The 24,880-nt window shown below is 66.9% G+C and carries 18 protein-coding genes; 12 read left to right on the top strand and 6 right to left on the bottom strand.

Features of this window, described 5'->3' with window-relative positions:
* Window positions 1-63 precede the first annotated feature (63 nt).
* From ABIB25_RS21095 to ABIB25_RS21075, 5 genes are all read right to left on the bottom strand, one after another.
* Window positions 64-387, bottom strand: coding sequence for a hypothetical protein (locus ABIB25_RS21095; RefSeq protein WP_354530490.1), 324 nt, complete (start codon window positions 385-387; stop codon window positions 64-66).
* A gap of 158 nt (window positions 388-545) precedes the next feature.
* On the bottom strand, window positions 546-908 hold the full coding sequence (gene mimD, locus ABIB25_RS21090; protein ID WP_187093467.1) for a propane 2-monooxygenase effector subunit MimD: 363 nt from the start codon (window positions 906-908) through the stop codon (window positions 546-548).
* Window positions 905-2,011: an aromatic/alkene monooxygenase hydroxylase subunit beta gene (locus ABIB25_RS21085; RefSeq protein ID WP_354530489.1), complete on the bottom strand. Its 1,107-nt coding sequence runs from the start codon at window positions 2,009-2,011 to the stop codon at window positions 905-907. Before ABIB25_RS21085 ends, mimD begins: the two co-directional genes overlap by 4 nt.
* Window positions 2,012-2,089: 78 nt before the next feature.
* Complete coding sequence (locus ABIB25_RS21080; protein WP_354530488.1) at window positions 2,090-3,133, bottom strand: FAD-binding oxidoreductase; 1,044 nt, start codon at window positions 3,131-3,133, stop codon at window positions 2,090-2,092.
* Window positions 3,134-3,230: 97 nt separating this feature from the next.
* Window positions 3,231-4,898, bottom strand: a complete 1,668-nt coding sequence (locus ABIB25_RS21075) for a ferritin family protein (protein WP_354530487.1) — start codon at window positions 4,896-4,898, stop codon at window positions 3,231-3,233.
* Window positions 4,899-5,252: 354 nt separating this feature from the next.
* Here ABIB25_RS21075 and ABIB25_RS21070 point away from each other — a divergent pair, with 354 nt between their 5' ends.
* Window positions 5,253-7,103 carry a sigma-54-dependent Fis family transcriptional regulator gene (locus ABIB25_RS21070; RefSeq protein ID WP_354530486.1) on the top strand — a complete coding sequence of 617 codons (1,851 nt, stop codon included), beginning with the start codon at window positions 5,253-5,255 and terminating at the stop codon, window positions 7,101-7,103.
* 102 nt (window positions 7,104-7,205) lie between these two features.
* On the opposite strand, the gene purU is transcribed toward ABIB25_RS21070, so the two are convergent.
* Window positions 7,206-8,087, bottom strand: a complete 882-nt coding sequence (gene purU / locus ABIB25_RS21065) for a formyltetrahydrofolate deformylase (RefSeq protein WP_354530567.1) — start codon at window positions 8,085-8,087, stop codon at window positions 7,206-7,208.
* 165 nt (window positions 8,088-8,252) lie between these two features.
* Here purU and ABIB25_RS21060 point away from each other — a divergent pair, with 165 nt between their 5' ends.
* From ABIB25_RS21060 to ABIB25_RS21010, 11 genes are all read left to right on the top strand, one after another.
* On the top strand, window positions 8,253-9,116 hold the full coding sequence (locus ABIB25_RS21060) for an IclR family transcriptional regulator (RefSeq protein WP_354530485.1): 864 nt from the start codon (window positions 8,253-8,255) through the stop codon (window positions 9,114-9,116).
* 256 nt (window positions 9,117-9,372) lie between these two features.
* Window positions 9,373-10,908, top strand: a complete 1,536-nt coding sequence (locus tag ABIB25_RS21055) for an aldehyde dehydrogenase family protein (RefSeq protein WP_354530484.1) — start codon at window positions 9,373-9,375, stop codon at window positions 10,906-10,908.
* Between the two features lie 121 nt (window positions 10,909-11,029).
* Window positions 11,030-12,130, top strand: a complete 1,101-nt coding sequence (locus tag ABIB25_RS21050; protein ID WP_354530483.1) for a quaternary amine ABC transporter ATP-binding protein — start codon at window positions 11,030-11,032, stop codon at window positions 12,128-12,130.
* Window positions 12,130-14,190 carry an ABC transporter permease gene (locus ABIB25_RS21045; protein WP_502919874.1) on the top strand — a complete coding sequence of 687 codons (2,061 nt, stop codon included), beginning with the start codon at window positions 12,130-12,132 and terminating at the stop codon, window positions 14,188-14,190. The genes ABIB25_RS21050 and ABIB25_RS21045 overlap by 1 nt, the downstream gene beginning before the upstream one ends.
* 103 nt (window positions 14,191-14,293) lie before the next feature.
* A complete protein-coding gene (locus ABIB25_RS21040; RefSeq protein ID WP_354530482.1) occupies window positions 14,294-15,367 on the top strand; it encodes an ABC transporter substrate-binding protein in 1,074 nt (357 codons plus the stop codon).
* 149 nt (window positions 15,368-15,516) lie between these two features.
* On the top strand, window positions 15,517-18,087 hold the full coding sequence (locus tag ABIB25_RS21035; protein WP_354530481.1) for a GcvT family protein: 2,571 nt from the start codon (window positions 15,517-15,519) through the stop codon (window positions 18,085-18,087).
* Window positions 18,081-18,236, top strand: coding sequence for a hypothetical protein (locus ABIB25_RS21030; protein ID WP_354530480.1), 156 nt, complete (start codon window positions 18,081-18,083; stop codon window positions 18,234-18,236). Before ABIB25_RS21035 ends, ABIB25_RS21030 begins: the two co-directional genes overlap by 7 nt.
* On the top strand, window positions 18,233-19,603 hold the full coding sequence (gene glyA, locus ABIB25_RS21025; RefSeq protein WP_354530479.1) for a serine hydroxymethyltransferase: 1,371 nt from the start codon (window positions 18,233-18,235) through the stop codon (window positions 19,601-19,603). The genes ABIB25_RS21030 and glyA overlap by 4 nt, the downstream gene beginning before the upstream one ends.
* Window positions 19,604-19,627: 24 nt before the next feature.
* Window positions 19,628-20,863 (top strand): sarcosine oxidase subunit beta family protein, encoded by a 1,236-nt coding sequence (locus tag ABIB25_RS21020; protein WP_354530478.1) that lies wholly within the window; start codon window positions 19,628-19,630, stop codon window positions 20,861-20,863.
* A gap of 43 nt (window positions 20,864-20,906) precedes the next feature.
* Window positions 20,907-21,185 carry a sarcosine oxidase subunit delta gene (locus ABIB25_RS21015; RefSeq protein ID WP_354530565.1) on the top strand — a complete coding sequence of 93 codons (279 nt, stop codon included), beginning with the start codon at window positions 20,907-20,909 and terminating at the stop codon, window positions 21,183-21,185.
* 86 nt (window positions 21,186-21,271) lie between these two features.
* Window positions 21,272-24,739 carry a 2Fe-2S iron-sulfur cluster-binding protein gene (locus ABIB25_RS21010; RefSeq protein ID WP_354530477.1) on the top strand — a complete coding sequence of 1,156 codons (3,468 nt, stop codon included), beginning with the start codon at window positions 21,272-21,274 and terminating at the stop codon, window positions 24,737-24,739.
* Window positions 24,740-24,880: the final 141 nt, after the last annotated feature.

The following is a 24,880-nucleotide window of genomic DNA, read 5'->3' as shown; positions in this document are numbered from 1 at the left end:
TGGAGCGCCGACCCCGGTGCGGAAGAACGGCGGGGTCGGATCGAACCGAACAGTCGTGGCGGGTCAGGCGTACTCGGGGAAAGAGATCCGCGCCCCGAGCGGAGTGCACATCAGGTAGGCATCAGGATCGGTCGGGAAGCCGAGGGCGTCGCGCACCTGCATCAACGACGACTTCTCCGGCCCGCTGGGCAGGTCGAACAGCTGCGCCCAGTAGAGCTCGCCGGTGTCCCAGCCGCGGGCCAGGAGCAGACCGCAGGCCCGCTCGAGGCACCTCCCGTAACCGGTGCCGGCGACACCGAGATCAGCTGCTTCTAAGGCGATCTCGCCGACGGGCCTCGGAGCGGCGCAGTCGACGTGAAACGTGGTGTCGAAGGCATATGCTGTCACTCCTTGCTCCCTTGCTCGATCGAATTGCTGGGTGTGGACGACTCGTAGGACGGTCGACCCGCCCGTCTGACACTCGAGTGTCAGACGAGCGAGCGGCCGGTCATACGTGCGGGGGCCCCGTCATACCAGTGGGTTCGCGCCGGTCGGGCTCGGTTCAGTCAGTTGACGACAGGTAGATCGAAGTCGATGTACTCGGCGGCGTCCTCGGGATTGGCGAAGAGCATCGTCTTGTCGTCGAAGTGGACCATCCGGCCGTAGTGGGTGGACATGATCTCCTCGAAGTCCGACTGGTCGAACTCCGACCCCAGTGCCTCGGTGATCTCGGCGAAGTCGAAGGTGATCGAGCCGCTGCCGTCCACCCTGATCATCGACGGGAACTCCGAGATGACGACACCCGGCTTGTGGCCCATGATCTCCGCGACGACGTAGCCGTTCTGGTTGTTCATCAGCGTCACACCGCACATGTTGGACGAGGTGCGGTTGATGGCACCGAATGCGGTGGACTGCACGGTTTCTGTCATGCGGAGAGCTCCTTGGGTTCGGTGAGACCGAGATCGGTGAGCGTGGCCACGAGGCCAGCCTTGGACGCATCCAACGACGACTGGAAGGTGATGATCCTCTCCAGCGGCTGCGACCAGATCGGCTGCAGCGCACGGGCTGCCGCGAGACTCTGCGGCACCCACTTGGACAGCCAGCCCTGCATGACGGCCTTGTTCGCCTCGCCGTGCGTCGCGTCGTTCGCCAGCATGGAGAACAGCGTCCGGCTGTAACCCAGGTCACGGGAGTAGTCGTTCTCGCCGGCGCCGACGATGGTCGGAGTGACGTAATCGCCGTTGCGGGCTGCGATCTGCATCACCAGATGGCTGCGGAAGAGCACCCCCACCAGCGATTCGTAGACGATGTTGGCGGCGAAGACCGCCTCGGCCCAGTCACCGATCGCGGTCAGGCGCTCGACGTTCTCGCGGACACCCTGCCAGACCGGGTCGTTCTGCCAGACGTCGCGGTGCACCGCGCCGTCGAAGCCGATGCCGGCCTCGGACAGATCGAGGTTGTACAGCGCGAGATCCTGGGCGAAACGCAGCTTGTGGATGCTGTTGACGCAGACCGCGTTGTTCAGCATGTTGGTCGGCGCGGACCGCTGGGCGGCGACGAAGACATGCATGCCCAGACCGTGCTCGGCGTGCATCCAGGCCCCGATGTTGCGCTCGAGGAATTTCACCCAGGTCGGCGAGAAGCCTTCGAAGGCGTTGGCGCCACGGGCATTGGCCAGGTTCTGCTGGACCTGCCGGACGATGTTGGCGTTGTTCCGGAAGATCGTCTGTTCCCACTCCTCGTTGGGATCCCGGAACAGGTGCCAGTCACTGGACTTCAGAGTGGTCCAGTCCTTCGGGTAGCCCCCCTCGGAGTTGGCGAACCCGTAGAGCCACCCCTGGGCCAGATGACGGTCCGGGTCGGGCTGGACATCGACCGTGACGTCCTCGTACGTGGTCGCCCGCAGCTTCGTGGGCTTGAAGTAGTTGTAGGTGCGGCTCTTCGAACTCGGGAAGTCAAGGGCGCCGGCCTCGGCATCGGTGAATTCCTGCTTCGGGAAGCTGCGCACGGGCGTCGCGGCGGTTTGTGTCATGTTGTCCAGCTCTCTCTCGTTTTTCTCTGGCCAATTGAAAGATCAGGTGACGACGGACATCCAGAGGGCCCCCAGAATTCAGATGACGGAGGTGGTGAATTTGTCGAAGTAGATCCGTTCGGTGGGAACGCCTCTGGCCTCCAGGATCGGGATGGCGGCATCGACCATCGGCGGCGGACCGCAGAGGTACAGGTCGGCGTCGGTCAGATCCTTCTCCCGGCGATCGACGACGTCGGTGACGAAACCGGTGTCGCCTTCGACCCCGATCGCAGACCAGTCCTCCGGCCAGGTCTCGGACAGCGCCGGCACGAAGGTGAAGTCCACCAGTCGATCTGCCAGGGCCAGGATGTCCTGGACGTAGAACAGATCGGCAGGGTTCCGGGCGCCGTAGTAGAAGGTGACCGGACGTCGGTTCTCCGTCTCCGCCATGTGCCGGAGCAGGCTCAGGATCGGCGCCATCCCCGCTCCGCCGCCGATGCAGACGATGCGGCGGTCCGACTTCGCCCGGAGCGTGAAAGTGCCGTAGGGCCCCGTCACGTCCAGCTGATCGCCGACCTCGATGCCACCGTCGAGCAGACCGGAGAAGTGGCCGCCCGGGTACTTCTTGATGATGAACTCGAGTTCGCCGCCCGACGTGGTGGTGGTCGCCATCGAGAACGACCGGTGTTCTGTCGTGTTCGGGATGGAGATGTCGCTGTACTGGCCGGGTTTGAAGTCGAAGCTCTTGCCGTCGTTCAGGGTGAGGCCGAGGGAGACGATGTCGTGCGTCAACGGCGTCAGGTGCCGCACGGTCGTGGTCACCTTCTGCAGCGGTACCGCGTCGCGGAGTACCTCCTCGTCGTAGTTGATCAGCTCGATCTCGGCGTCGCTGTACACGTGCGTCTTGCACAGCAGGATGTAGCCCTCTTCGCTCTCGTAGTCGGCCAGGGCGAAGGTCGAGTAGCGGTCCATCTGCACGTCGCCCTCGATGAGGAACGACTTGCAGGCCGAGCACTGACCTTCGCGACAGCCGTGCATGAGGGTGATGCCCTGGCGAAAAGCCGCGTCCAGCACGGTTTCCGACTCCTCGACCTCCATCTCGAGGTCAACCGGTTCGAACTTGACGCGGTGGGTTTCCCCCATGACGTTCGCTCCTGATCGGATGTGGATTGCCTGAGGCAGGCGGTACGGGTGGAGCAGCCGGCCCGGCGGTCATTCGACCACCGGGCCGGCCCGTTCGTCAGGCGCCGGCGAAAGCCGCTGCCTGGGCGGAGGTCCGGCCGCCGGGGCCACCCGCCTTGTAGTCGGCGATGTGCGCTTCGCGGTCGGCGTCGGACATCTGGTTCAGCAGGATGTTCGGGCTGGCGAAGTTGATGCCGCGCATGTCGTCGAGCGTCCACAACTTCTTCGGATCGTCCAGGTGCAGGTGCGGCTGCGGGATGAGCGTCTTGCCATCGTCGCGGACGTAGCCCAGATCCTGGATGATGTCGGCGAGATCCCGATTGTGGTGCAGGGTCTCCCATTCCCGATGACCGGTGAGCCGGCCCATGTTCGGGGTGGCGCGACCTTCGTACTCGGGACGGAACGCCACCATGTCGGTCCAGGCGCAGGTCTCGGAGCAGTAGGTCTTCCACGTGCCGTCGACCTTCTCGGTCACCATGTCCTCACGGATGAGGCAGGGGACCATGCAGGTCCAGCAGCGGTGCGGGTACTGGTAGCCGACGTCCTCGAACGCGATCGGCTTGTTCAGACCCGGGTAGGCAAGGCGGTTGTAGTTCTCCCACCACTTCCCGTACTTGCTGTACCAACCTGGGTACTTGTACTCGAACCACTCGAAGTCGACGTCGGTCATGGCGTCGATCCGCCAGTAGTTGACCGGCCAGCCCGTCGCGAAGAACTGTGCCGTCTCGTGCACGTAGCCCTTGTTGATGATCCGGTTCCAGGCCTCTTCGACCAGGTCGTGCGGGATCTTCAGGCCGTACTTCTCGAGCGGGATCAGGTAGCTGCGGTAGTAGTCGTCATAGATCCACCGACGCCACATCTCCGCGTAGCTGTCGCGCTCCTTGCGGCGGTCCTTGGTGCCGTACTCGATGAACGTGCCGATCGCGGCGTCCACCACGCAGTGGTTGTTCCACCATGCGTAGCGCAGGTCGCGCTCGAGCAGCTGGCGGTTGTCCTCGTCCGCCAGCGCCATCAGCAGGATGGAGTAGCCGTTGCTGATGTGGCGGGACTCGTCGGACTGCACCGAGTGGAACACCGTCGGCAGCAGGTAGTCGCCGTTGGCAGCGGCTTCGGACGGCATGGCCACGAAAAGCGTGTTGGTGAAGGCGGTCTCCGCGACGACCGTCAGGTAGATGTTCGCGGCGGTGATGGCGTCACCGGTGATGAATCCTTCGCCGAACTGGCGGCCGATGGTGCCGGCGTAGTTGTTCGAGAAGGCCTTCTCGGTGATGTCGAAGCCGGCCGGGTCGATGTAGTGGTTCATGTAGAGACGCTTGAGGTTCATCTGGATCGTCGAGTGGCGGACCTCGTCGATCATCTGCACGGCGAGCCCGTTGTGGATCTCCGGGTTCGGGACGGCGTCGATCGCCAGCGGCATCGCGCGGGCCGCGGAGATCTCCGGGAACGGGATGATCGACAGGAACAGCTTCTGCCACTCCATCCAACGCTCCTGCACCTGACGGAACATGTTGCCGCGGATGGCTCCGTCCATGGCGCCGAAGACGCGGTTGTCCTTCTCCTCCTCCATGGGGAAGTAGGACCGCAGGATCTGCTTCAGCGGATCTTTCTTCGGCGACTTGTCGAACTTGTAGTCCGTACCGAACCTGGTCGCCGGAGTCGCGAAGGTCGGCTCCCACGACAGCTCCGTGATCTTCTTGTGCGCCTTGCTCAGACTTTGTCTGCTCACTGCTCGTCCTCCTGTGTCTTCGTGCCTTGCGGCTGCGCATTCGGGATCGAATGGGACGACCGGGGAGAACCTGGGTTCGGTGCCGGATCGCTTCCGAGGAGGCTTGCGTCTCGGGTTGTTCCGAACCCGGCCGCGGGGCGCCAGGGTCAAGTCGTCGTGGTTGGAATCACACCCCGGGGCCATCGACGTGGCCGTCTCAATCTGAGATGGCTTGCCCTGCCCTTGTGCCACCCCCCTAGAGTGGAGTCACGACCTGCGATCCTGACGTTTGCGCCACCCGCCGCCGGTGGCCACGCGACACACCGACGGATCTTGTGGGAAAGCTCTGATTTCGCTCCACGAAGGACGATGGCAATGACGCCACTACCTCGCGCGCGAACGACCCCCCAGCCGCGACCCCTGCGACTCGCGGTGGCCCGGGAGAACTTCCTGACCGCCGGCCCGGTTGACGAGTTATCGGTTCGCGCCCCGATCCTGACGTCATGGCAGCGATCCCGCGCCTTCCGGGTGCTGGCCGATCGGCCCGATCTGCGGTATGTCAAGGATCCGAATCCGCACTCGCCGCTGATGCTGAGCTCCGAACCCATCCTGCGGCAGTTGCACGAGCAACTCACCGATTCTGCGGTGAGCATCGTGCTGACCGATGCCAACGGTCTGGTGCTGGACCGACGGTCCTCCCGCGGGCAGCTCTCCCGGCATCTCGATCAGGTGAACCTGGCCCCCGGCTTCAGTTATGCCGAGAACCTGGTCGGTACCAACGGCGTCGGCACGACTCTGGAATCAGGAACCCCGACTCTGGTCAGCGGCCACGAGCACTACGCGGAGAACCTCGAGCGGCTGACCTGCGCCGGCGCTCCGATCCACCATCCGGTGAGCGGCGCCCTGCTCGGTGCGATCGACCTGACGACCTGGGCGAAGGAGCCCGGTTCACTCCTGATGACGTTGGCCGTCACCACCGCCAGCAGCATCGAACGGAACATGCTCACCCAGGCCAGCCAGGGCGAGATGGCCCTGTTCCGGGACTACATGAGCGCCTGTCAACATGCCGGCGGAGTCGTGGTGGCCATCAGCGACGAGCTGGTGATGATGAACGACCAGGCTCGGCAGACGCTCAACTCGTCCGATCAAGCGGCACTGCTCGCCCGCGCGGCCGACGCGCGCGGGCTTGACCGGGCCATCACCCTGGTGGCCGAACTTCCCAGTGGTCTGACGTCCCGGATGCACTACCAGCCGGCCTTCCTGGACGACCGACTGGTCGGTGGCGTGCTGCGGGTGCAGTTCAGCTCGACCTCGGCTGCCCCCGACAGCTCTGACCACAATCTGGTGGCCCTCTCGCTGGCGCTCCCCGGCCTGGTCGGGCATTCGGCCAGCTGGTCGCGCTGCTGCCGGTCGATCGACAACTGGTACCGCCACCGCGAGTGGGTGGCGGTCGAGGGCGAGGCGGGCGTCGGCAAGCTGGCGCTGGCCAGGGCAGTGCACCAGCAGCACCACCCGACCGGGCGCATCACCGTGCTCGACGCGGCCGACAGCGCCGACATCGAGGGCTGGCTCGACGAGGTGTCCGACGCACTGTCCGAGGAGGACGGCGGTGCGGTGATCCTGCGGCACGTCGACCAGTTGGGCCCCGCCGGCCTGATGGGTCTGACCGATCTGCTGGCCGCGGCGGCTGCGCTCGCGGACCAGCCGGGACACCCGTGGGTGGCGATCACCATGGCGGCCGATCGGGTCGGCACCGAGGTCGATGCCCAGTTGCTCCCGCACTTCCCGCACTCGCTGCAACTCCCGCCGTTACGACACCGGCTCGACGACCTGCACCTGCTGATCCCGCACCTGCTGAACCGGATCACCGGGCTGCAGAAGAGCCTGAGCTGCTCGCCGGAGGCGATGCGTCAGCTGGGCAAGTTGCCGTGGCTGGGCAATGTCGCGGAGTTGCGCGAGGTGCTCCAGAAGGTGGTGAAGCTGCGCCGATCCGGCAGCATCACCGTCGAGGATCTCCCGGCGCAGTGCCGGTCCGGGAGCCGGCGCCAGCTCAGCCCGCTGGAGAACCTGGAGCGCGATGCGATCGTCGCCAGCCTGATCGCGAACAACGGCAACAAGGAACGCGCCGCCCAGGAGGTCGGCATGTCCCGGGCCTCGATCTACCGCAAGATCCGCGACTACGGCATCCACGTCCAGCTCTCTCCCCGCGACGCCTCCCGCTCCTGACAGTGTCCCGCGCGGATCAACTGGGGCTGCGCGGATCAACCAGCCCCGAATGGGACCGGTGGGACAGGAGTCGACGAGTTCATCCGCGCGGGGCGGTAGAAGCTAGCGGAAGACGACGGTCCGGGAGCCGTTGGGCATCACGCGGCGTTCGCAGTGCCACTTCACGGCGCGCGAGAGGACCTGGGTCTCGACATCACGACCGGCGGCGACAAGATCGTCGGGACCGGAGTTGTGGTCGACCCGCGCAACGTCCTGCTCGATGATCGGGCCCTCGTCGAGATCGTCGTTGATGTAGTGCGCGGTGGCGCCGATCAGCTTGACGCCGCGATCGTGGGCCTGGTGGTAGGGCTTCGCACCCTTGAAGCTGGGCAGGAACGAGTGGTGGATGTTGATGGCCTTGCCGGACAGTGCACGGCTGGTGGATTCCGAGATCACCTGCATGTAGCGGGCCAGCACGACCAGATCGATCCGGTGTTCCGCGATGAGCTCGAGCATCCGAGATTCGGCCTGAGCCTTGGTGTCCGGCGCCACGGGCAGGTGCACGTACGGAATCTCGTAGGACGCGGCCAGCGCGGCGAAGTCGTTGTGGTTGGAGATGATCACCGGGATCTCGATGTTCAGCGTGCCGATCCGGTAGCGGTACAGCAGGTCGTTGAGACAGTGGCCGAACTTCGACACCATGATCAGCGTGCGGGTCGGGGTGGCGGCATCCACCAACTCGTACTGCATCGCATGCGCCTGCGACACGCCGTCGAACCCGGCCCGCAACTCGAGCAGATCCGCCATAGCCGCAGCCTTGTCATCGAGGGTGAAGTGCACGCGCATGAAGAATCGTCCCGTCAGCCGGTCGTCGAACTGCTGACTGGCCAGGATGTTGGCGCCGAACCGCACCAGGTACCCGGTCACCGCATACACCAGCCCGGGGCCGTCCTGGCAGGACAACGTCAGGATGAACTCACGGCCGGCGGCGGGACGGGGCGACAACGGACCTCCAAGTTGTTGCGTCTTCAGCAACACGCTTCTCCATGTGCAACACCAGCATGTTGCCTGACCGTCGTCAGGTCAAGAGGTAGTTCGGCCGGCCATGCAGAGGCGCACGGGCGGACCGGTCACACACACCCTCGGCGCGGGACGGTTAGGCTCCGGACCATGCCTGACGCCCTGCGGTCGCATCCGGCGTCGTCGACCGCCGAGGCCACGACCGGTTCCGTGCAGTCCGTCGACCGCGCCCTGACGATCCTCAAGCTGTTGGCCGCGGACGGTGAACTCGGCGTCACCGAGATCGCCGGCCTGCTCGGCGTGCACAAGTCGACCGCGTCCCGACTGCTCGGCACCCTGGAAGCGCACGGCCTGGCCGAACAGCTGCCCGACCGCGGCCGCTACCAGCTCGGGGTCGGCGTCCTACGCCTGGCCGGGGCGACCAGATCCCGGCTCGACATCGTCCGGGAGAGCCGGCCCGTGACGGTGCCGCTGGCCGCAGAGGTCGGCGAGACGGTGAACGTCGTCATCCTCTCCGGAACCGAGACGCTCTACCTGGACCAGGTGGCCGGAACCTCGGCGCTGCAGATCCACAACTGGATCGGACGACGGAACCCGGTGCACGCCACCGCCAACGGACGGGTGCTGCTGGCCCATGCCTCAGCGGCAGAGGCGGAGGCGATCCTCGGCGCAGCCGCCACCACCTCCGGCCGGTTGCGCGCACTGACCAGCAATACCATCACCGATCGCGCGGAGCTGGCCTCCTCGCTCGCGGCCGTCCGCCTCGAGGGCTATTCGGTGGCGGTCGACGAACTCGAGATCGGCCTGACGGCGGTGGCCGCTCCGGTGCGGGGCCTCGACGGATCCGTCATCGCGTCGCTGTCGGTGTCGGGGCCCAGCTTCCGTCTCGAACCGGACCGTGTGCCCGCTGTCATCGTCGCGGTCAAGGCTGCGGCGGCGGCGGTGTCGGAACGCATGGGCTACCTGGCCCCGAACAACGCCGCCGGCCGCCGGGCCTGGTCGGCTCGTTCCTGAAGCCCCTTCCTACGAAGGACAAGCCTCGGGAGTCCCGGCAGGTGCAGTGTCGTCAGATGACGAACATGTGTCATCGACGGGCAGCCCGCGCGCCCGTGTCACAGCGGCGTTAATCTTGCCCCGCTGTACCCGTCCGATCAGGCTTCTACTCTTGACACCCCCCTCATGCCGTTCCATGCTGTTGCTCAGGAAGCGCGCCGATGCGTAATGCGCAACACGGGCTGGCCCAAGCGAGATCGATTCGGAAGAGGTGACGATGAGCGCAGGTCTGGCCCCGTCCGCCGCAACTCTGCCGTCCGCCGAATCCGAAACGACGCCGGCACTCAAGGGCCTGTACGTCGGCGGTTCGTGGCACCTCTCCGACGGCGGCGGCACCCGGACCATCCATTGCCCGGCAGATCTGCGCGAAGTGACCACCGTCGTCGAATCCTCGGCGACTGACGCCGGTAGGGCCATCGCGGCCGCCCGCACCGCCTTCGACGAGGGCTCGTGGGCCGCGCTCCCGGAGAAGCGACGCGGCGAGATGCTGCTGCACACCGCCGATCTGCTGATCCGCGACAAGGCGATCTACGCGCGGGCCGAAGCCTTGGACACGGGAAAGCGGTTGGTGGAGGCCGAATACGACATCGACGATATTGTCTCCTGCTTCCGCTACTACGGCGGAATCGCCGGCACCGACGCCGGTCGGGTGGTCGACACCGGCAATCCGGACGCGATCAGTCGCATCGTCTACGCGCCGGTCGGGGTCTGCAGCCTGATCACCCCGTGGAACTACCCGCTGCTGCAGGTCTCCTGGAAGGTCGCACCGGCTTTGCTGGCCGGCAACACGCTTGTGCTGAAACCCAGTGAGCTGACGCCGTCCACGGCGATCCTGTTGATGGACACCCTGACCGAAGCGGGCGTTCCGGCCGGTGTCGCCAACCTCGTCACCGGATCCGGACCGGAGGTCGGGAGTGTGCTGACGAGCGACAAGCGTGTCGACATGGTCTCTTTCACCGGCGGACTGGCCACCGGCAAAGCCATCATGGTGGCCGGCGCCGCGACCGTGAAGAAGGTCGCCCTTGAACTGGGCGGCAAGAATCCCAACATCATCTTCGCCGACGCCGACATCGAGGCGGCGATCGACTACTCGCTCACGGCGGTGTTCCTGCACTCCGGCCAGGTCTGCTCGGCCGGCGCCCGGCTGATCGTCGCGGCAGAGCTGCACGACCGGGTCGTCGACGAGATCGTCTCGCGCGCAGCGCAGATCCGTCTCGGTGGTCCGTTCGACGACAACGCCGAGACCGGACCACTGATCTCCGCGGCCCACCGCGACAAGGTGCACGCCTACGTCATGGCCGGAGCTGCCGAGGGCGCGATCCTTCGTACCGGCGGCAAGATCCCGACGGAAGCTCCTCTGGCGCAGGGCTTCTACTACCCACCTACCGTGCTGGACGGCTGCACCCGCGAGATGAGCGTCGTCCAGCAGGAGTCGTTCGGACCGGTGATGACGGTCGAGACGTTCACCACCGAGGCCGAAGCCATCACGATTGCGAACGACACCGACTACGGGCTGGCCGGCGCCGTCTGGACGAGCGACGCGTCCCGCGCCCAGCGGGTGGCGAGCGCTCTGCGGCACGGCACCGTCTGGATCAACGACTACCACCCCTATGTGCCACAAGCAGAGTGGGGTGGATTCGGTCAGTCCGGCAACGGCCGGGAGCTCGGGCCGACCGGGCTTTCCGAGTACCGCGAGATCAAGCACATCTGGCAGAACACCGCACCTGCACCGCAGTACTGGTTCTCCCGCTGATCCTCGCCGCGGGTGGTGGCGGCCGGCAACACGGTCACCGCCGCAAGCGACGGACTCGAAGTGAAAGTGAAAGCCCGGCACGCGTTGTCCCCGCTCTGTGATCCCAAGCTCAGGAGATGTGATGACTGCATCCGCGACACCCACTCCCGATTTCTCGATCCGCAACCTGTGGAAGGTCTTCGGGCACAGGGCGGACAAGATCCCGACCGACCCGGCGATGGCCACCCTGACCGGGCCGGAGATCCTCGAGCGGACCGGATGCGTGCCCGCCGTGCGGGACATGAACTTCGACGTCGCCCGGGGCGAGGTCTTCGTGGTGATGGGACTTTCCGGGTCCGGCAAGTCCACCCTGGTGCGCTGTCTCACCCGGCTGATCGAACCGACCGCCGGGCAGGTGCTGCTGGAGGGTCAGGACATCATGAAGGCCTCGCAGTCCGCGCTCCGGGACATCCGCCGCAAGAAGATCTCCATGGTCTTCCAGCACTTCGGACTGCTGCCGCACCGGAGCGTCATCGACAACGTGTCCTACGGACTGCAGGTGCGGGGGACGGGCAAGAGCGACCGGTACAAGCGGGCGCAGGAGGTCATCGAACTGGTCGGCCTGCACGGCTACGAGAAGCGTTTCCCGGACCAGCTTTCCGGCGGCATGCAGCAGCGGGTCGGACTGGCCAGGGCGCTGGCCGGAGACCCGGACGTGCTGCTCTTCGACGAGCCGTTCTCGGCACTGGACCCGCTGATCCGTCGCGACATGCAGGCCGAGGTGATCCGCCTGCACCGCGACATGGGCAAGACGATGGTCTTCATCACCCACGACCTGTCCGAAGCACTCAAGCTCGGCGACCGGATCCTGATCATGCGACACGGAGAGCTGGTCCAGATCGGCACCGGGGACGAACTTGTCGGTGCACCGGCGGACGACTACGTCGCGGATTTCGTCTCCGAGGTACCCCGCGCCGACGTGCTCACCCTGCGATGGATCGCCCAGCCCGGTGAGGCCTCGCCGACCGGACCGGTGCTGCCGGTCGGCACCGTCATCCGTGACGCGATCCCGACCGTGCTCGGGACCGCCGGTCCCGTCGGCGTCGTGGACGGTGACAAGCTGATCGGCGTCGTGACGCGCGACGACATCCTCGGCATCATCAACAAGTCCCACGCCGTCGGCGATGTCGATCCGACCCCGATCACCGATTCGCGGCTTCTCGAGCCGGCCGTCCTCGCCTGATGGCCACCGCCCAGATGGAGCGGCCGGCCGCGGCGGCGCCCCCGCCGCCACCGGTGGCGCCGCGCAAGCCGATGCTGTCGCTCGGAACGATGATCCTGCTCGGCACCCTGGTGCTGTGGCTGATCCTGCGTCAGGTGTTCGCGAACAAGTGGAATCTGCCGCTGGCCAAGGCGGATCTGACGTCGCTGCACACCGATCTGAACACTTTCAACGACTGGGTCGGCAACAACCGCAACACCAACCCGATCTTCGTCTACTTCTTCAACGAGATCCGGTTGGTGGTGGACAACACCAGCACCTTCGTCACCCACCTGATCTCCAAGACCGATGTGGGCCTTGGTATTCCGCAGATTGGCTGGCTGGGTACCTTCTGCATCCTGACGTTCGTCGCGTTCGCGGTGTCGAACTGGAAGATGGCGCTGCTGACGGCGGTCGTCTTCTTCTTCATCGGTCTGCAGGGCCTGTGGCCTGCGACCATGGACACCCTCAGCCTGGTCTTCACCTCGGTGCTGTTCGCCCTGATCATCGGTATCCCTCTTGGCATCTGGGCCGGCACGAGCGATCGCGTCAACAAGATCATCACCCCGGTGCTCGACTTCGCGCAGATCCTGCCGAGCTTCGCCTACCTCGCGCCGCTGGTGTTGATCTTTCTCATCGGTCCGGCCCCGGCGGTGATCGCGACCATCATCTTCGCCACCCCACCCGCCATCCGCATCACCGCGCATGGCATCCGCCAGGTTCCCGTCACCACCAGGGAGGCCGTCGACTCGCTCGGCGTCCGCCGGGGGCAACGCCTACGCAACGTGCTGCTGCCGATGGCCAAGCGCACCATCGTCATCGGCATCAACCAGACCGTGATGGCCGCGCTGTCCATGGTCGTCATCGCGTCGCTGATCGGCGCGGAAGGACTCGGCCTGAGCGTCAGCCAGGCCCTGCAGAGTCTGGACGTCGGAACAGCGTTCAACGCCGGGCTGGCCATCGTGCTCATCGCCATCACCCTCGACCGGGTGACCACCGCGGCCAGCATTCGGGCGGAGGTGGCCGCCCGTGCCGGGAGCGACCGCCGGCGGCTGCGGCTGATCGTCATCGGCGTCGCCCTGGTGATCACCGTGGTGGCCATCTACCTGTCCCGCATCTACCTCTGGGCGGCTCAATTCCCGCAGGCGAGCCTGCCCGACCTCGGGACGTCGATCAGCAACGGTGCCAACAACGTGACGAATTGGGTCACCACCAACATGTCCGGCTTCACGACGGGGTTCAAGAACGACTTCACCAACCACGTCCTCAATCCATTCGAGTCGCTGCTGACCGGGAGTCCGTTCTTCGTGGTCGGCCTGGTGCTCCTGGTGATCGGCGCCCTGGTCGGCGGCTGGCGGGTCGCCGTCACGGTACTGATCTGCCTGGCCGCGATGGTCTACCTGGGCGTCTGGGCCGATGCGATGTCGACTTTGGCCGCGACCATCGTGGCGACCATCGTGGTGATGATCCTCGGGCTGGTGTTCGGAGTCTGGATGGGCCGGTCGAAGATGGCCGACCGGATCCTCCGGCCGATCCTCGATGCGGGACAGACCCTGCCGGCCTTCGTCTACCTCGTGCCATTCCTGGCGCTGTTCCAAGCCAGCAGGCTCACCGCCATCGTCGCGGCGGTCGTCTACGCCGCGCCCGCCTCCATCAAGATCATCGCCGACGGCATCTCCCAGGTATCGACCAACACGATCGAGGCGGCCACCGCCAGCGGCTCGACGAGGTGGCAGATCATCACCAAGGTGCAGCTGCCGATGTCGGCGAAAGCCCTGGCGCTGGCGACGAATCAGGGCTTGATCTACGTACTCTCGATGGTGGTGATCGGCGGCCTGGTCGGCGCCGGCGCCCTTGGCTACGACGTCGTCTCGGGGCTGGCGCAGGGTGATCTATTCGGCAAGGGCCTCGCCGCCGGCCTGACCCTCGTCATGATGGGCATCATCCTCGACCGGATCACCCAGGCCGCCGCGAATCGTTCGCTCGGCTCGAGCATCTCCCCCGCCATTGCGCGTCGTCAGTCGGCGACCGTCGGCAACTGATTTCCACCGAGGCATCGCTTCACCGCTTCATCGCTTCGCCGCAGCATCTCTTCACCGCAGTCCCGTTGCACCGCAGGTCTTCCCATCCGTCACAGGAGGTTCGATGTCAGTGTTCAACACCAGATCCGGGATCATCAAGGGATCAGTGGCCAATCGGCGGTCCGGATCGGCGTCCCGATCCGGCCGACGGATCGGGGTGGGGACGGCGATCGCCGCGCTCCTGCTGAGCGCCTGCGGCGGCGCCACCGTCAACGGCGCCACCAGCGCCGCCCCGGCCGCCGGATCCTCCACCAGCGCAGCAGTTTCCGGTTCGAGTGCACCCGCCGCTGCGGCGTGCGGGACCGTCAACCTGGCCATGAACGACTGGGTCGGGTACACCGCCGATGCAGCGGTGTACACCTACATCGCCGAGAACTCCCTTGGCTGCAAGGTGAACCAGAAGGCCCTGAAGGAGGAGATCGCCTGGCAGGGATTCCCGACCGGCCAGATCGACGTCATCATGGAGAACTGGGGCCATGACGACCTGATCAAGAAGTACATCACCGAGCAGAAGGTCGCCCAGGACGCCGGCTACATCGGCAACGTCGGACAGATCGGCTGGTACGTCCCGCCGTGGATGGCGACCAAGTACCCGGACATCCTCGACTACAAGAGCCTCAACAAGTACGCGGACATGTTCAAGACGTCGGAGTCGGGCGGCGTCGGCCAGTTCCTCGACGGTGACCCGTCCTTCGTCACCAACGACGAGGCCCTGGTGACCAACCTGAAGCTCAACTACAAGGTGGTCTACGCCGGGTCCGAGGCGGCACTGATCCAGTCGTTCCGGACGGCGGAGGCGAACAAGACCCCGCTGATCGGCTACTTCTACGCGCCGCAGTGGTTCCTGTCGGAGGTCAAGCTCGCCAGGGTGACCCTGCCCGCCTACACCACCGGTTGTGACGCGGTGGCAGCCAAGATCGCCTGCGACTACCCGGAGGACAAGCTCAACAAGATCATCGGCACGAAGTTCGCCACCTCGGGATCGCCGGCCGTCAGCCTGATCAAGAAGTTCAACTGGACCAACGACGACCAGAACACCGTCGCCGCTTACATCACCGCCGACAAGATGACCCCAGCGGCGGCGGCGAAGAAGTGGGTCGACGCCAACCAGGTCAAGGTCAAGGCCTGGCTCAAGTAGGCCCCTGCTCGTTCCACACCCGAACCGGGCGCCGCGTCCCACACGGACGCTCGGTTCGGGGTTCGGCAGGCTCTTGACAGGCGCCCCACGCTCGACCAAAGTTGTTGCATACAGCGCAGTGCGTTGCGTATTACGGAACCGGAGGACAGATGACGTCACCATCCGCTCTACCGTCGGTCGTCATCATCGGCGGCGGCATCGTCGGTGCGAGCCTGGCCGACGAGATCACCGAGCGCGGCTGGACCAACGTCACCGTGGTCGACGGCGGCCCGCTCCCCGTCTCCGGCGGATCCACCTCCCACGCGCCCGGTGTGGTCTTCCAGACCAACGGCACCAAGGTGATGACGGACTTCGCGCAGTACACCGTCGACAAGTTCTCTCGCCTGACCTACCAGGGCGATCCCTGCTACCTCGCGGTCGGCGGTCTGGAGATCGCTACGACCCCGGAACGCGCCGTGGAGTTGCAGCGGCGACTCGGCTACGCCCACTCGTGGGGCGTCGAGGGCGCCCGCCTGATGGACCCCGAAGAAGTCGTCAGGACCTGGGACCTGTTGGAGTCCAGCACGATCCATGGTGGACTCTTCGTCCCCAACGACGGGATCGCCAAGGCCGTCCGTGCGGTCGGCGCGCAGCTGGACCGGGCTGTATCCAGGGGCGCAACGGTTCTGGCCCGCCACGAGGTGCTCGACATCCTGACGTCCGGCAACAAGGTGACCGGCGTGCGGACCGACCAGGGTGACCTGCCGGCCGACATCGTGGTCTGCTGCGCCGGCATCTGGGGCCCGAAGGTCGCGGCCATGGTCGGACAGACGCTGGGCCTGACTCCCCTTGCGCACCAGTTCGTCTGGACCGACACGGTCCGGGATCTGGCGGGTCGCACCACCGAGTCGATCCGTCCCGTCCTACGGCACCAGGACGCCGATCTGTACTACCGCGAGAACGGGACCGGGCTGGGCATCGGCTCCTACCGGCACCGCCCGATGCCGGTGGAGGCGACCGATCTCGCCTCCTGGCGGGACGCGGAGTCTGCCGGCGGCCAGCCGTCGGTGCTGGACTTCACCCCGGAGGACTTCGAATTCCCGCTGGCCGAGACCGCCCGCATCATGCCCACTCTCGGCGAGCTCGACCTGAAGACCGCGTTCAACGGTGTCTTCTCGTTCACCACCGACAACATGCCGCTGATGGGCCCGCATGCCACCCTCGACGGGTTCTGGACCGCCGAGGCGGTCTGGGTCACCCACTCGGCCGGTGTCGCAAAAGCCATGGCGGAGTGGATCATCGATGGCTACTCGTCGTCGTTCGACCTGCATGCCTGCGACGTCAACCGGTTCGAACGGCACCAGCTCGCACCGAAGTACATCGAGGCCAAGGACTGCCAGAACTTCGTCGAGGTCTACGACATCCTGCATCCGCTGGAGCCGATGAACCATTCCCGGCCGTTGCGCACCTCGCCGTTCTACCCGCGGCAGGTCTCGTTGGGTGGGGAATTCCTCGAGGCGAGCGGCTGGGAGCGCCCGCACTGGTACGCGGCGAACGACAGCCTCGTCACCAGCGACCGGAACAGCGGCTGGCACATCCCCGAGCCGGGCGACTGGGCCGGGAAGTTCTGGTCGCCGACGATCGCAGCCGAGGCTGCCATCACCCGCACCGACGTCGCGCTCTACGACATGACCGCTTTGAAGCGCATCGAGGTGACCGGTGCCGGGGCCACGGAGTTCCTGCAGAGCCTGGTCACCGGCAAGATGGCCAAGTCGATCGGCTCGGTCACCTACTGCCTGATGCTCGACGTCGACGGCGGTATCCGCTCCGACGTCACCGTGGCCCGCCTCGGCGCCGAGCACTACCAGGTCGGCGCCAACGGCGCGATCGACCTCGACTGGATGCGCCGTCATCTGCCTGCGGCGTCGTCCGTCCAGGTCCGTGACATCACGGCCGGCACGTGCTGCATCGGCATCTGGGGGCCGCGCGCCCGTGACGTCGTCCAGCCGCTGACCGACGCCGACTTCTCGAACACCGGCTTCAAGTACTTCCGCGCGCAGACCTGCTTCCTGGGCACCGTCGAGGTCACCGCGATGCGGTTGTCCTACGTCGGCGAGCTGGGCTGGGAGCTGTACACGACCGCGGATCAGGGCCTTGTACTCTGGGACCTGCTGATGAAGGCCGGAGCCGAGCACGGGATCATCGCCGCCGGCCGCGGGGCGTTCAATGCGTTGCGCATCGAGAAGGGCTACCGCAGCTTCGGCGGCGACATGACCAACGAGCACACCCCGATCCAGGCGGGCGTCGACTTCGCCGTGAAGCTGGACCAGGAGTTCCTCGGCAAATCGGCTCTGGTGGCTCGGGAGGACGACGGCAAGCGCCTCTGCCTGCTGACCATCGAAGGCCCGAACGACATCGTCCTCGGCTCCGAGCCCGTCTTCCCCGCCCCCCCCACCCCCGCGCTTATCAACTTCGACGGCGCTCATGAAGTTGGCCCAAATGTGACGGGTGGGGCAGGAATCGACCCGATGATGAGCGCGGTCGATTCAAGAGCGGTCGGGTACGTGACGTCGGCGGCGTACTCGTACACGCTGGGCGTGCCGCTGGCCTACGCCTGGCTGCCGGCGGAGTTGACCGCGCCGGGGACGGCGGTCGAGATCGGCTACTTCGGCGAGCGGTACCGCGCGGTGGTCACCGCCGAGCCCGCGTTCGACCCGGAGATGAAGAAGATCCGATGCTGAGCGAGCACTGCCACACCCGCTCCGGCTGGGGATTCGGCGCCGACCTCACTACCCTTGACGACGGGTGCGGGAGTTCTGCATCCGCCGCCGCAGAGCGCGCCGCCGACCTGCTGTTCCGGGGCGCACGGATCAGGGAGACTGCTCGATGACGACCACCGAAATTTTGACCGTGACGACCGGGACGACCGGGACGAAGACGGCTGACCTGCCCACGCGGTCCGCCTCCACCAGGCCGGGGCTCTTCACCTCGCTCGCCGAGGCCGACCCGGAGATCGCCGCCCAGATCGCCAACGAGCTACACCGCCAGCAGAGCACCCTCGAGATGATCGCAAGCGAGAACTTCGCCTCGGTTGCCGCCATGGAGGCCCAGGGCAGCGTCCTGACGAACAAGTACGCCGAGGGCTACCCAGGACGCCGTTACTACGGCGGCTGCGAGTTCGTCGACGTCATCGAGCAGCTGGCCATCGACCGGCTGAAGTCACTCTTCGGAGCCGGCTTCGCCAACGTGCAGCCGCACTCCGGCGCGCAGGCCAACGCCGCGGCGATGCAGGCCCTGATCAAGCCGGGCGACACGATTCTCGGCCTGTCCCTCGCCCACGGCGGTCACCTGACCCACGGCATGCGCATCAACTTCTCCGGGCTGCTCTACCACGTGGCGGCCTACGAGGTGTCCAAGGAGGACCACCGCGTCGACATGGACGAGGTCGCGCGGTTGGCGCGCGAGCACCAGCCGAAGCTGATCATCGCCGGCTGGTCGGCGTACCCCCGTCAGCTCGATTTCGCCCGGTTCCGGGAGATCGCCGACGAGGTCGGCGCCTACCTGATGGTCGACATGGCCCACTTCGCCGGTCTGGTCGCCGCCGGTCTGCACCCGTCACCCATTCCGCATGCCCACGTCACCACGTCCACGACGCACAAGACCCTCGGCGGTCCCCGCGGCGGCGTGATCATGACCAACGATCCGGCCCTGGCCAAGAAGATCAACTCGGCCGTCTTCCCCGGCCAGCAGGGTGGTCCGCTCGAGCACGTCATCGCGGCGAAGGCGGTCGCCTTCAAGATGGCCGCGACGCCGGAGTTCAACGAGCGCGCCGGCCGCACCCTGCGCGGTGCGGCCCTGCTCGCCGAGCGTCTGGTCGCCGATGACGTCACCGCCGCCGGGATCAGCGTGCTGACCGGTGGCACCGAGGTGCACCTCGTCCTGGTCGACCTGCGCAACTCCGACCTCGACGGCCAGTCGGCCGAGGACCGGCTGCACTCGGTCGGCATCACCGTCAACCGCAACGCCGTGCCGTTCGATCCGCGCCCGCCGATGGTCACCTCCGGGCTGCGCATCGGTACCCCGGCGCTGGCCACCCGCGGTTTCGACGAGGTCGACTTCGCCGAGGTGGCCGACATCATCGCGGTGGCGCTCATCGCGCCCGTCGGAGAACTCGACGGCAAGTTGGCCGACTCCCTGCGCACCCGCGTCGCCGCGCTCACCGACAAGCACCCGCTCTACTCCGACCTCAGTTACTGACCTCCACAGACAAAAGGCAAAGATGTGACCACGCAACAGGTTCCGCCCGGCGCCGAACTCCCGCACCACCCGGAGTTCCTGTGGCACAACCCGGAGCCCAAGCGTCACTACCAGGTGGTGATCATCGGGGGCGGCGGCCATGGTCTGGCCACCGCCCACTACCTGGCGAAGCTCGGCATCACCGACGTCGCCGTCCTGGAGAAGGGCTGGCTCGCGGGCGGCAACATGGCCCGCAACACCACCATCATCCGGTCGAACTACCTGTGGGACGCCAGCGCCGGGATCTACGAGCATGCGCTGAAGCTCTGGGAGACACTGGATGTCGATCTGGACTACCCGATCCTGTTCTCCCAGCGCGGGGTGCTGAACCTCGACCACTCGCTGACCGACATTCGCGACTCGCGTCGCCGGGTGGCCGCGAACCGGCTCAACGGCATCGACGCCGAGTGGGTAGATGCCAAGGGTGCCAAGGAGATCTGCCCGATCCTCAACATCAACGACAACATCCGCTATCCGGTGCTGGGCGGGACGTATCAGCCGCGCGGTGGCATCGCCAAGCACGACTACGTCGCCTGGGGCTTCGCCCGGTCGGCCGACGCAGCCGGGATCGACTTGGTGCAGAACTGCGAGGTCACCGGGATCGACGTGACCGCCGGCAAGGTCACCGGGGTGCAGACCTCCCGCGGGCCGATCACCGCCGACGCGGTGGCGATGATCGGCGCCGGGCACTCCTCGGTGCTCGCCGCCATGGCGGGCTTCCGCCTGCCGATCCAGTCACATCCGTTGCAGGCACTGGTGTCCGAGCTGCTGGAGACCGTCCACCCGACGGTCGTCATGTCGAACGCGGTGCACGTCTACGTCTCCCAGGCGCACAAGGGCGAACTCGTCATGGGCGCAGGGGTCGACTCCTACAACGGCTACGGCCAACGCGGCGCCTTCCACGTCATCGAACGCCAGATGTCCGCCGCCGTCGAACTCTTCCCGATCTTCGCGCGGGCGCACGTGTTGCGCACCTGGGGCGGGATCGTGGACACCACCCCGGACGCCTCGGCCATCATGGGGCTGACGCCGGTGGAGAACCTCTACGTCACCTGCGGTTGGGGCACCGGCGGTTTCAAGGCGACACCGGGTGTCGGACACCAGATGGCCGAGCTCATCGCCACCGGCAAGGTCCCGGACCTGATGGGCGAGTTCTCCCTCGAGCGTTTCACCACCGGCCGACTGGTCGACGAGCACGGCGCCGCCGCCGTCGCGCACTGACCCTTTCCTCCCCAGCCTTTCTCCGACGGAGCTGTTGAAGACCATGATGCTGATCGACTGCCCGGAGTGCGGGCCCCGCAACGAGAACGAGTTCCACTACGGCGGCCAGGCGCACGTCCCCTATCCCGAGGACGGCGGCGCACACTGCACCGACGAGGAGTGGGCGCAGTTCCTCTTCTACCGCGACAACCCGAAGGGCCCGTTCGCCGAGCGCTGGTTGCACTCGGCCGGTTGCCGCAGATGGTTCAACGCCGTCCGGGACACCGCCACCTACGAGTTCCTGGCGATCTACCGGGCCGGCGAACCCCGGCCGGTGTTGTAACGCCTTCAGCCCGCTGAGAAGTCCCACAACGTGACGACAATACTGTCCCCCGAACAGCTTTCCGACCGATTGGCAGAGGCCACCGCATGACCAGCAGCAGACTTGCCTCCGGCGGGCGCATCGACCGCACGCGCACCCTCGACGTGACGTTCGACGGGAAGGCCCTCGACGCCCACCCCGGCGACACGCTGGCCTCGGCGCTCCTGGCCTCGGGCATCAGGGTGACCGGGCACTCGGTGATGCTCGGCCGCCCGCGGGGAATCATGGCCGCCGGCGCCGAGGAACCGACCGGCGTCATCCAGATCGAGAAGCCCTTCCCGGAACCGATGCTGACGGCGACCACCGTCGAGGTCGTCGACAAGATGGCCGCCCGGAGCATCTACGGCCAGGGCCGGTTGGCCGACATGGAGCTGTGGCCGGACGGTGACCCGCACACGTACGACGCGATCCACCACCACTGCGAGGTAGCCATTGTCGGCTCCGGACCGGCCGGACTGTCTGCCGCTCTCACCGCCGGCCGCAGCGGCGAGCGCGTGCTCCTGATCGACGAACGCGCCCAGCCCGGCGGCGCTTTGCTCACCCGCAACGAGATCTCCTGGGCTGCTGATCTTGTCACCGAACTCAGGACCATGCCGAATGTCGTGCACCTGCAACGGACCACCGTCACCGGCTACTACGACGACAACTATCTCATCGCAGTGCAACGGCTGACCTCCCACGATGGCGCCGACGACGCCCCGGATGCCGTGCGCGAACGCATCTGGCGGATCCGGGCGGGCCGGGTGGTGCTCGCCACGGGCGCCCACGAACGTCCGATCGTGTTCCGCGGCAACGATGTTCCCGGCGTGATGCTGGCGGAATCCGTCCGCGTCTACCTCCAAAGGTACGGGGTGCTGGCCGGCGATCAGGTGGTCCTGTTCACCGCCCACGACGACGCCTACCGGGTGGCCGGCGAGCTGATGGCCGTCGGCGCTTCGGTGATCATCGTCGACCCGCGCCTGCCGACCGATCAGGTGCCCGACCCGACCCCCGAGCTCAGCACCGGGACGGTGTTGATCGGCAGCGTCGTCACCGGGACGGAAACGTCTGACGACGGCGCTCTCACCGCGGTGCTGGTGACCCTGCCGGACGGCGACATCATCCGCGTCCCAGCGGATCTGCTCGCCGTTTCTGGCGGCTGGAACCCCGCCGTCCACCTGTATTCGCAAGCCGGCGGCAAACTGGTCTTCGACGCCGGCGTCGGTTCCTTCGTCCCAGCCGGTGCTCGTCAGCGGGTGACGGTGGTCGGCGCGGCCCGAGGCCTGCGGACCACCGCCGAGGCAGTGGCCGACGGCGGCGCGGCGGGCGGTGACACCGGGCTCACCGGCAACGCCGTCATCCTGCCTCCGACCGACGACCTGCTGGAGCTGTCCATGCCGGCCGCGGCACTCTACCTGGTCACCAGCGACGGCGCCGATCCCGCCGGCATGACGGACCACTTCGTCGACGTGCAAAGGGATGTCACCGTCGCTGACGTCCTGCGGGCCACCGGCGCCGGCCTCGCGTCGGTCGAGCACGTCAAGCGCTACACCACCGCCGGAACGGCGCACGACCAGGGCAAGACCTCCGGCGTGCTGGCCACCGCGGTGGTCGCGCACGTCCTGGGCGTCGAGCCAGGCGAGCTGGGCACCACCACCTATCGCCCGCCCTACACGCCGATCTCGTTCGCGTCGCTGGCCGGCCGGGAGCGTGGGGACCTCTACGACCCGGTGCGGACGACCGGTGCGCACCAGTGGCACGTGGAGCACGGCGCGGAGTTCGAGAACGTCGGGCAGTGGAAGCGGCCGTGGTTCTACCCGGCGCCCGGCGAAGACCTGCACGCCGCCGTGGCACGCGAATGTACCGCCGCCCGAGCCAATGTCGCGTTCATGGACGGTTCAACACTGGGCAAGATCGACGTCCAGGGGCCGGATGCGGCGCAGTTCCTCGACATGCTCTACACAAACCTGATGTCGAACCTCAAGGTCGGCATGATCCGCTACGGCGTGATGTGCGGACCCGACGGCATGGCCATCGACGACGGCACCGTTTTCCGCCTGTCGCCGGAGCGCTACCTCGTCACCACCACGACGGGCAATGCTGCGAAGATCCTCGACTGGATGGAGGAGTGGCTGCAGACGGAGTGGCCGAACTTGCAGGTCTGGTGCGCGTCCGTCACGGAGCAGTGGGCCACGATGGCGCTCGTCGGGCCGAGATCCCGCGGGCTGCTGGCGGCCCTCGCACCGGAGCTGGCGACGGGCAACGACGAGTTCCCGTTCATGGCCTGGCGCGACACCACCGTGGCCGGCCTCTCGGCCCGGGTCGCCCGGATCTCGTTCTCCGGTGAGCTCGCCTACGAGATCAACGTGGCCTGGCACGAGGCCGCCGCCCTATGGCGTGCGGTGTGGCGCATCGGCTCCCCGATCGGACTGACCCCCTACGGAACCGAGGCGATGCACGTCCTGCGAGCGGAGAAGGGTTATCCCATCATCGGTCAGGACACCGACGGCACCATCACTCCGCAGGATCTGGGGATGAGCTGGGTGGTGTCGAAGAAGAAGGCTGACTTCATCGGCAAGCGGTCGTTCGCGCGCGAGGAGAATTCCCGCCCCGACCGCAAGCATCTGATCGGCCTGCTGCCGCAGGACAAGACCCTGCTCCTGCCCGAAGGCGCCCAGATCGTCGCCCTGTCGGAGCTGCCGGAACCGCCGGTGCCGATGCTCGGCCACGTCACCTCGTCCTACCCGTCGGCGGCGTTGGAGCGTACTTTCGCGCTCGCGCTGCTCAAGGGTGGCCGGGACCGCATCGGGAGCACGGTCTACGTCGTCGTCGACGACATCCCGCAGCCGGTCACGGTGACCGGTCCGGTCCTCGTCGATCCGGATGGCCTGCGCCGCGACGGGGATCCGGACGGTGACGGTGCCCCGCTGCCGTCGGCAGGGATCACCGCCGCACTGCCGGTCTCACCGCTGGCTGCCTACTGCGACGCCTTCGCCACGGCGTCCCAGACCGCCGGAGCAGGCGTCCGGATCGCCGAATCACCCCTGACCACACAGGTTCTGGTCAGGGTGACTCGCGGATCCGCCGGCGCGGCGGCGGTCACTGCTGTACTCGGGACCGACCTACCCCACCGGACCGGCGAGGTCACCTACTCCGGGAGCGACGCCGTGCTGGCGCTGGGACCGGACGAGTTCCTGGTGCTGGCCGGCCCTGGCCACGGCGCCGATCTGGAGCTGAGGTTGCGTGCGGCGCTCGGCGCGGAACCCGCTGCGGTGACGGATGTGTCGGCCACCCGGACGATGATCAGAGTGTCCGGTCGCAACGCCCGCCGGGTACTGGCCCATGGTCTGGCCATCGACCTGCACCAGCTGCCGGAGAGCTCCTGCGCCCAGACATTGCTCGCGCAGTGCGCGGTCGTGGTGTTCAGCGACGGACCGGCCTGGACCGACGACGACCTGGTGAAGGTGTTGGTGCGCAGCTCCTTTGCCGCGCACCTGGCCCAGTGGCTGCTGCTCACCGCCCCCGAGTACGTCTGACGCCGAAACCCCGGGCTTGCGTCCTGCAAAGTGCTCGCTATAGCGAGCACTTTGCAGGACGCGAGCGGGGGTTTGGGGGGGGCGCGGGGGGGCGGGGGGGGAGGAGCCGCGGCGCTTGTGGGGCCTGTCCATGCGGGCCCC

This window comes from Nakamurella sp. UYEF19, assembly GCF_040546275.1.
GTDB lineage: Bacteria > Actinomycetota > Actinomycetes > Mycobacteriales > Nakamurellaceae > Nakamurella.
This window is presented reverse-complemented; position numbering and strand designations above follow the sequence as displayed.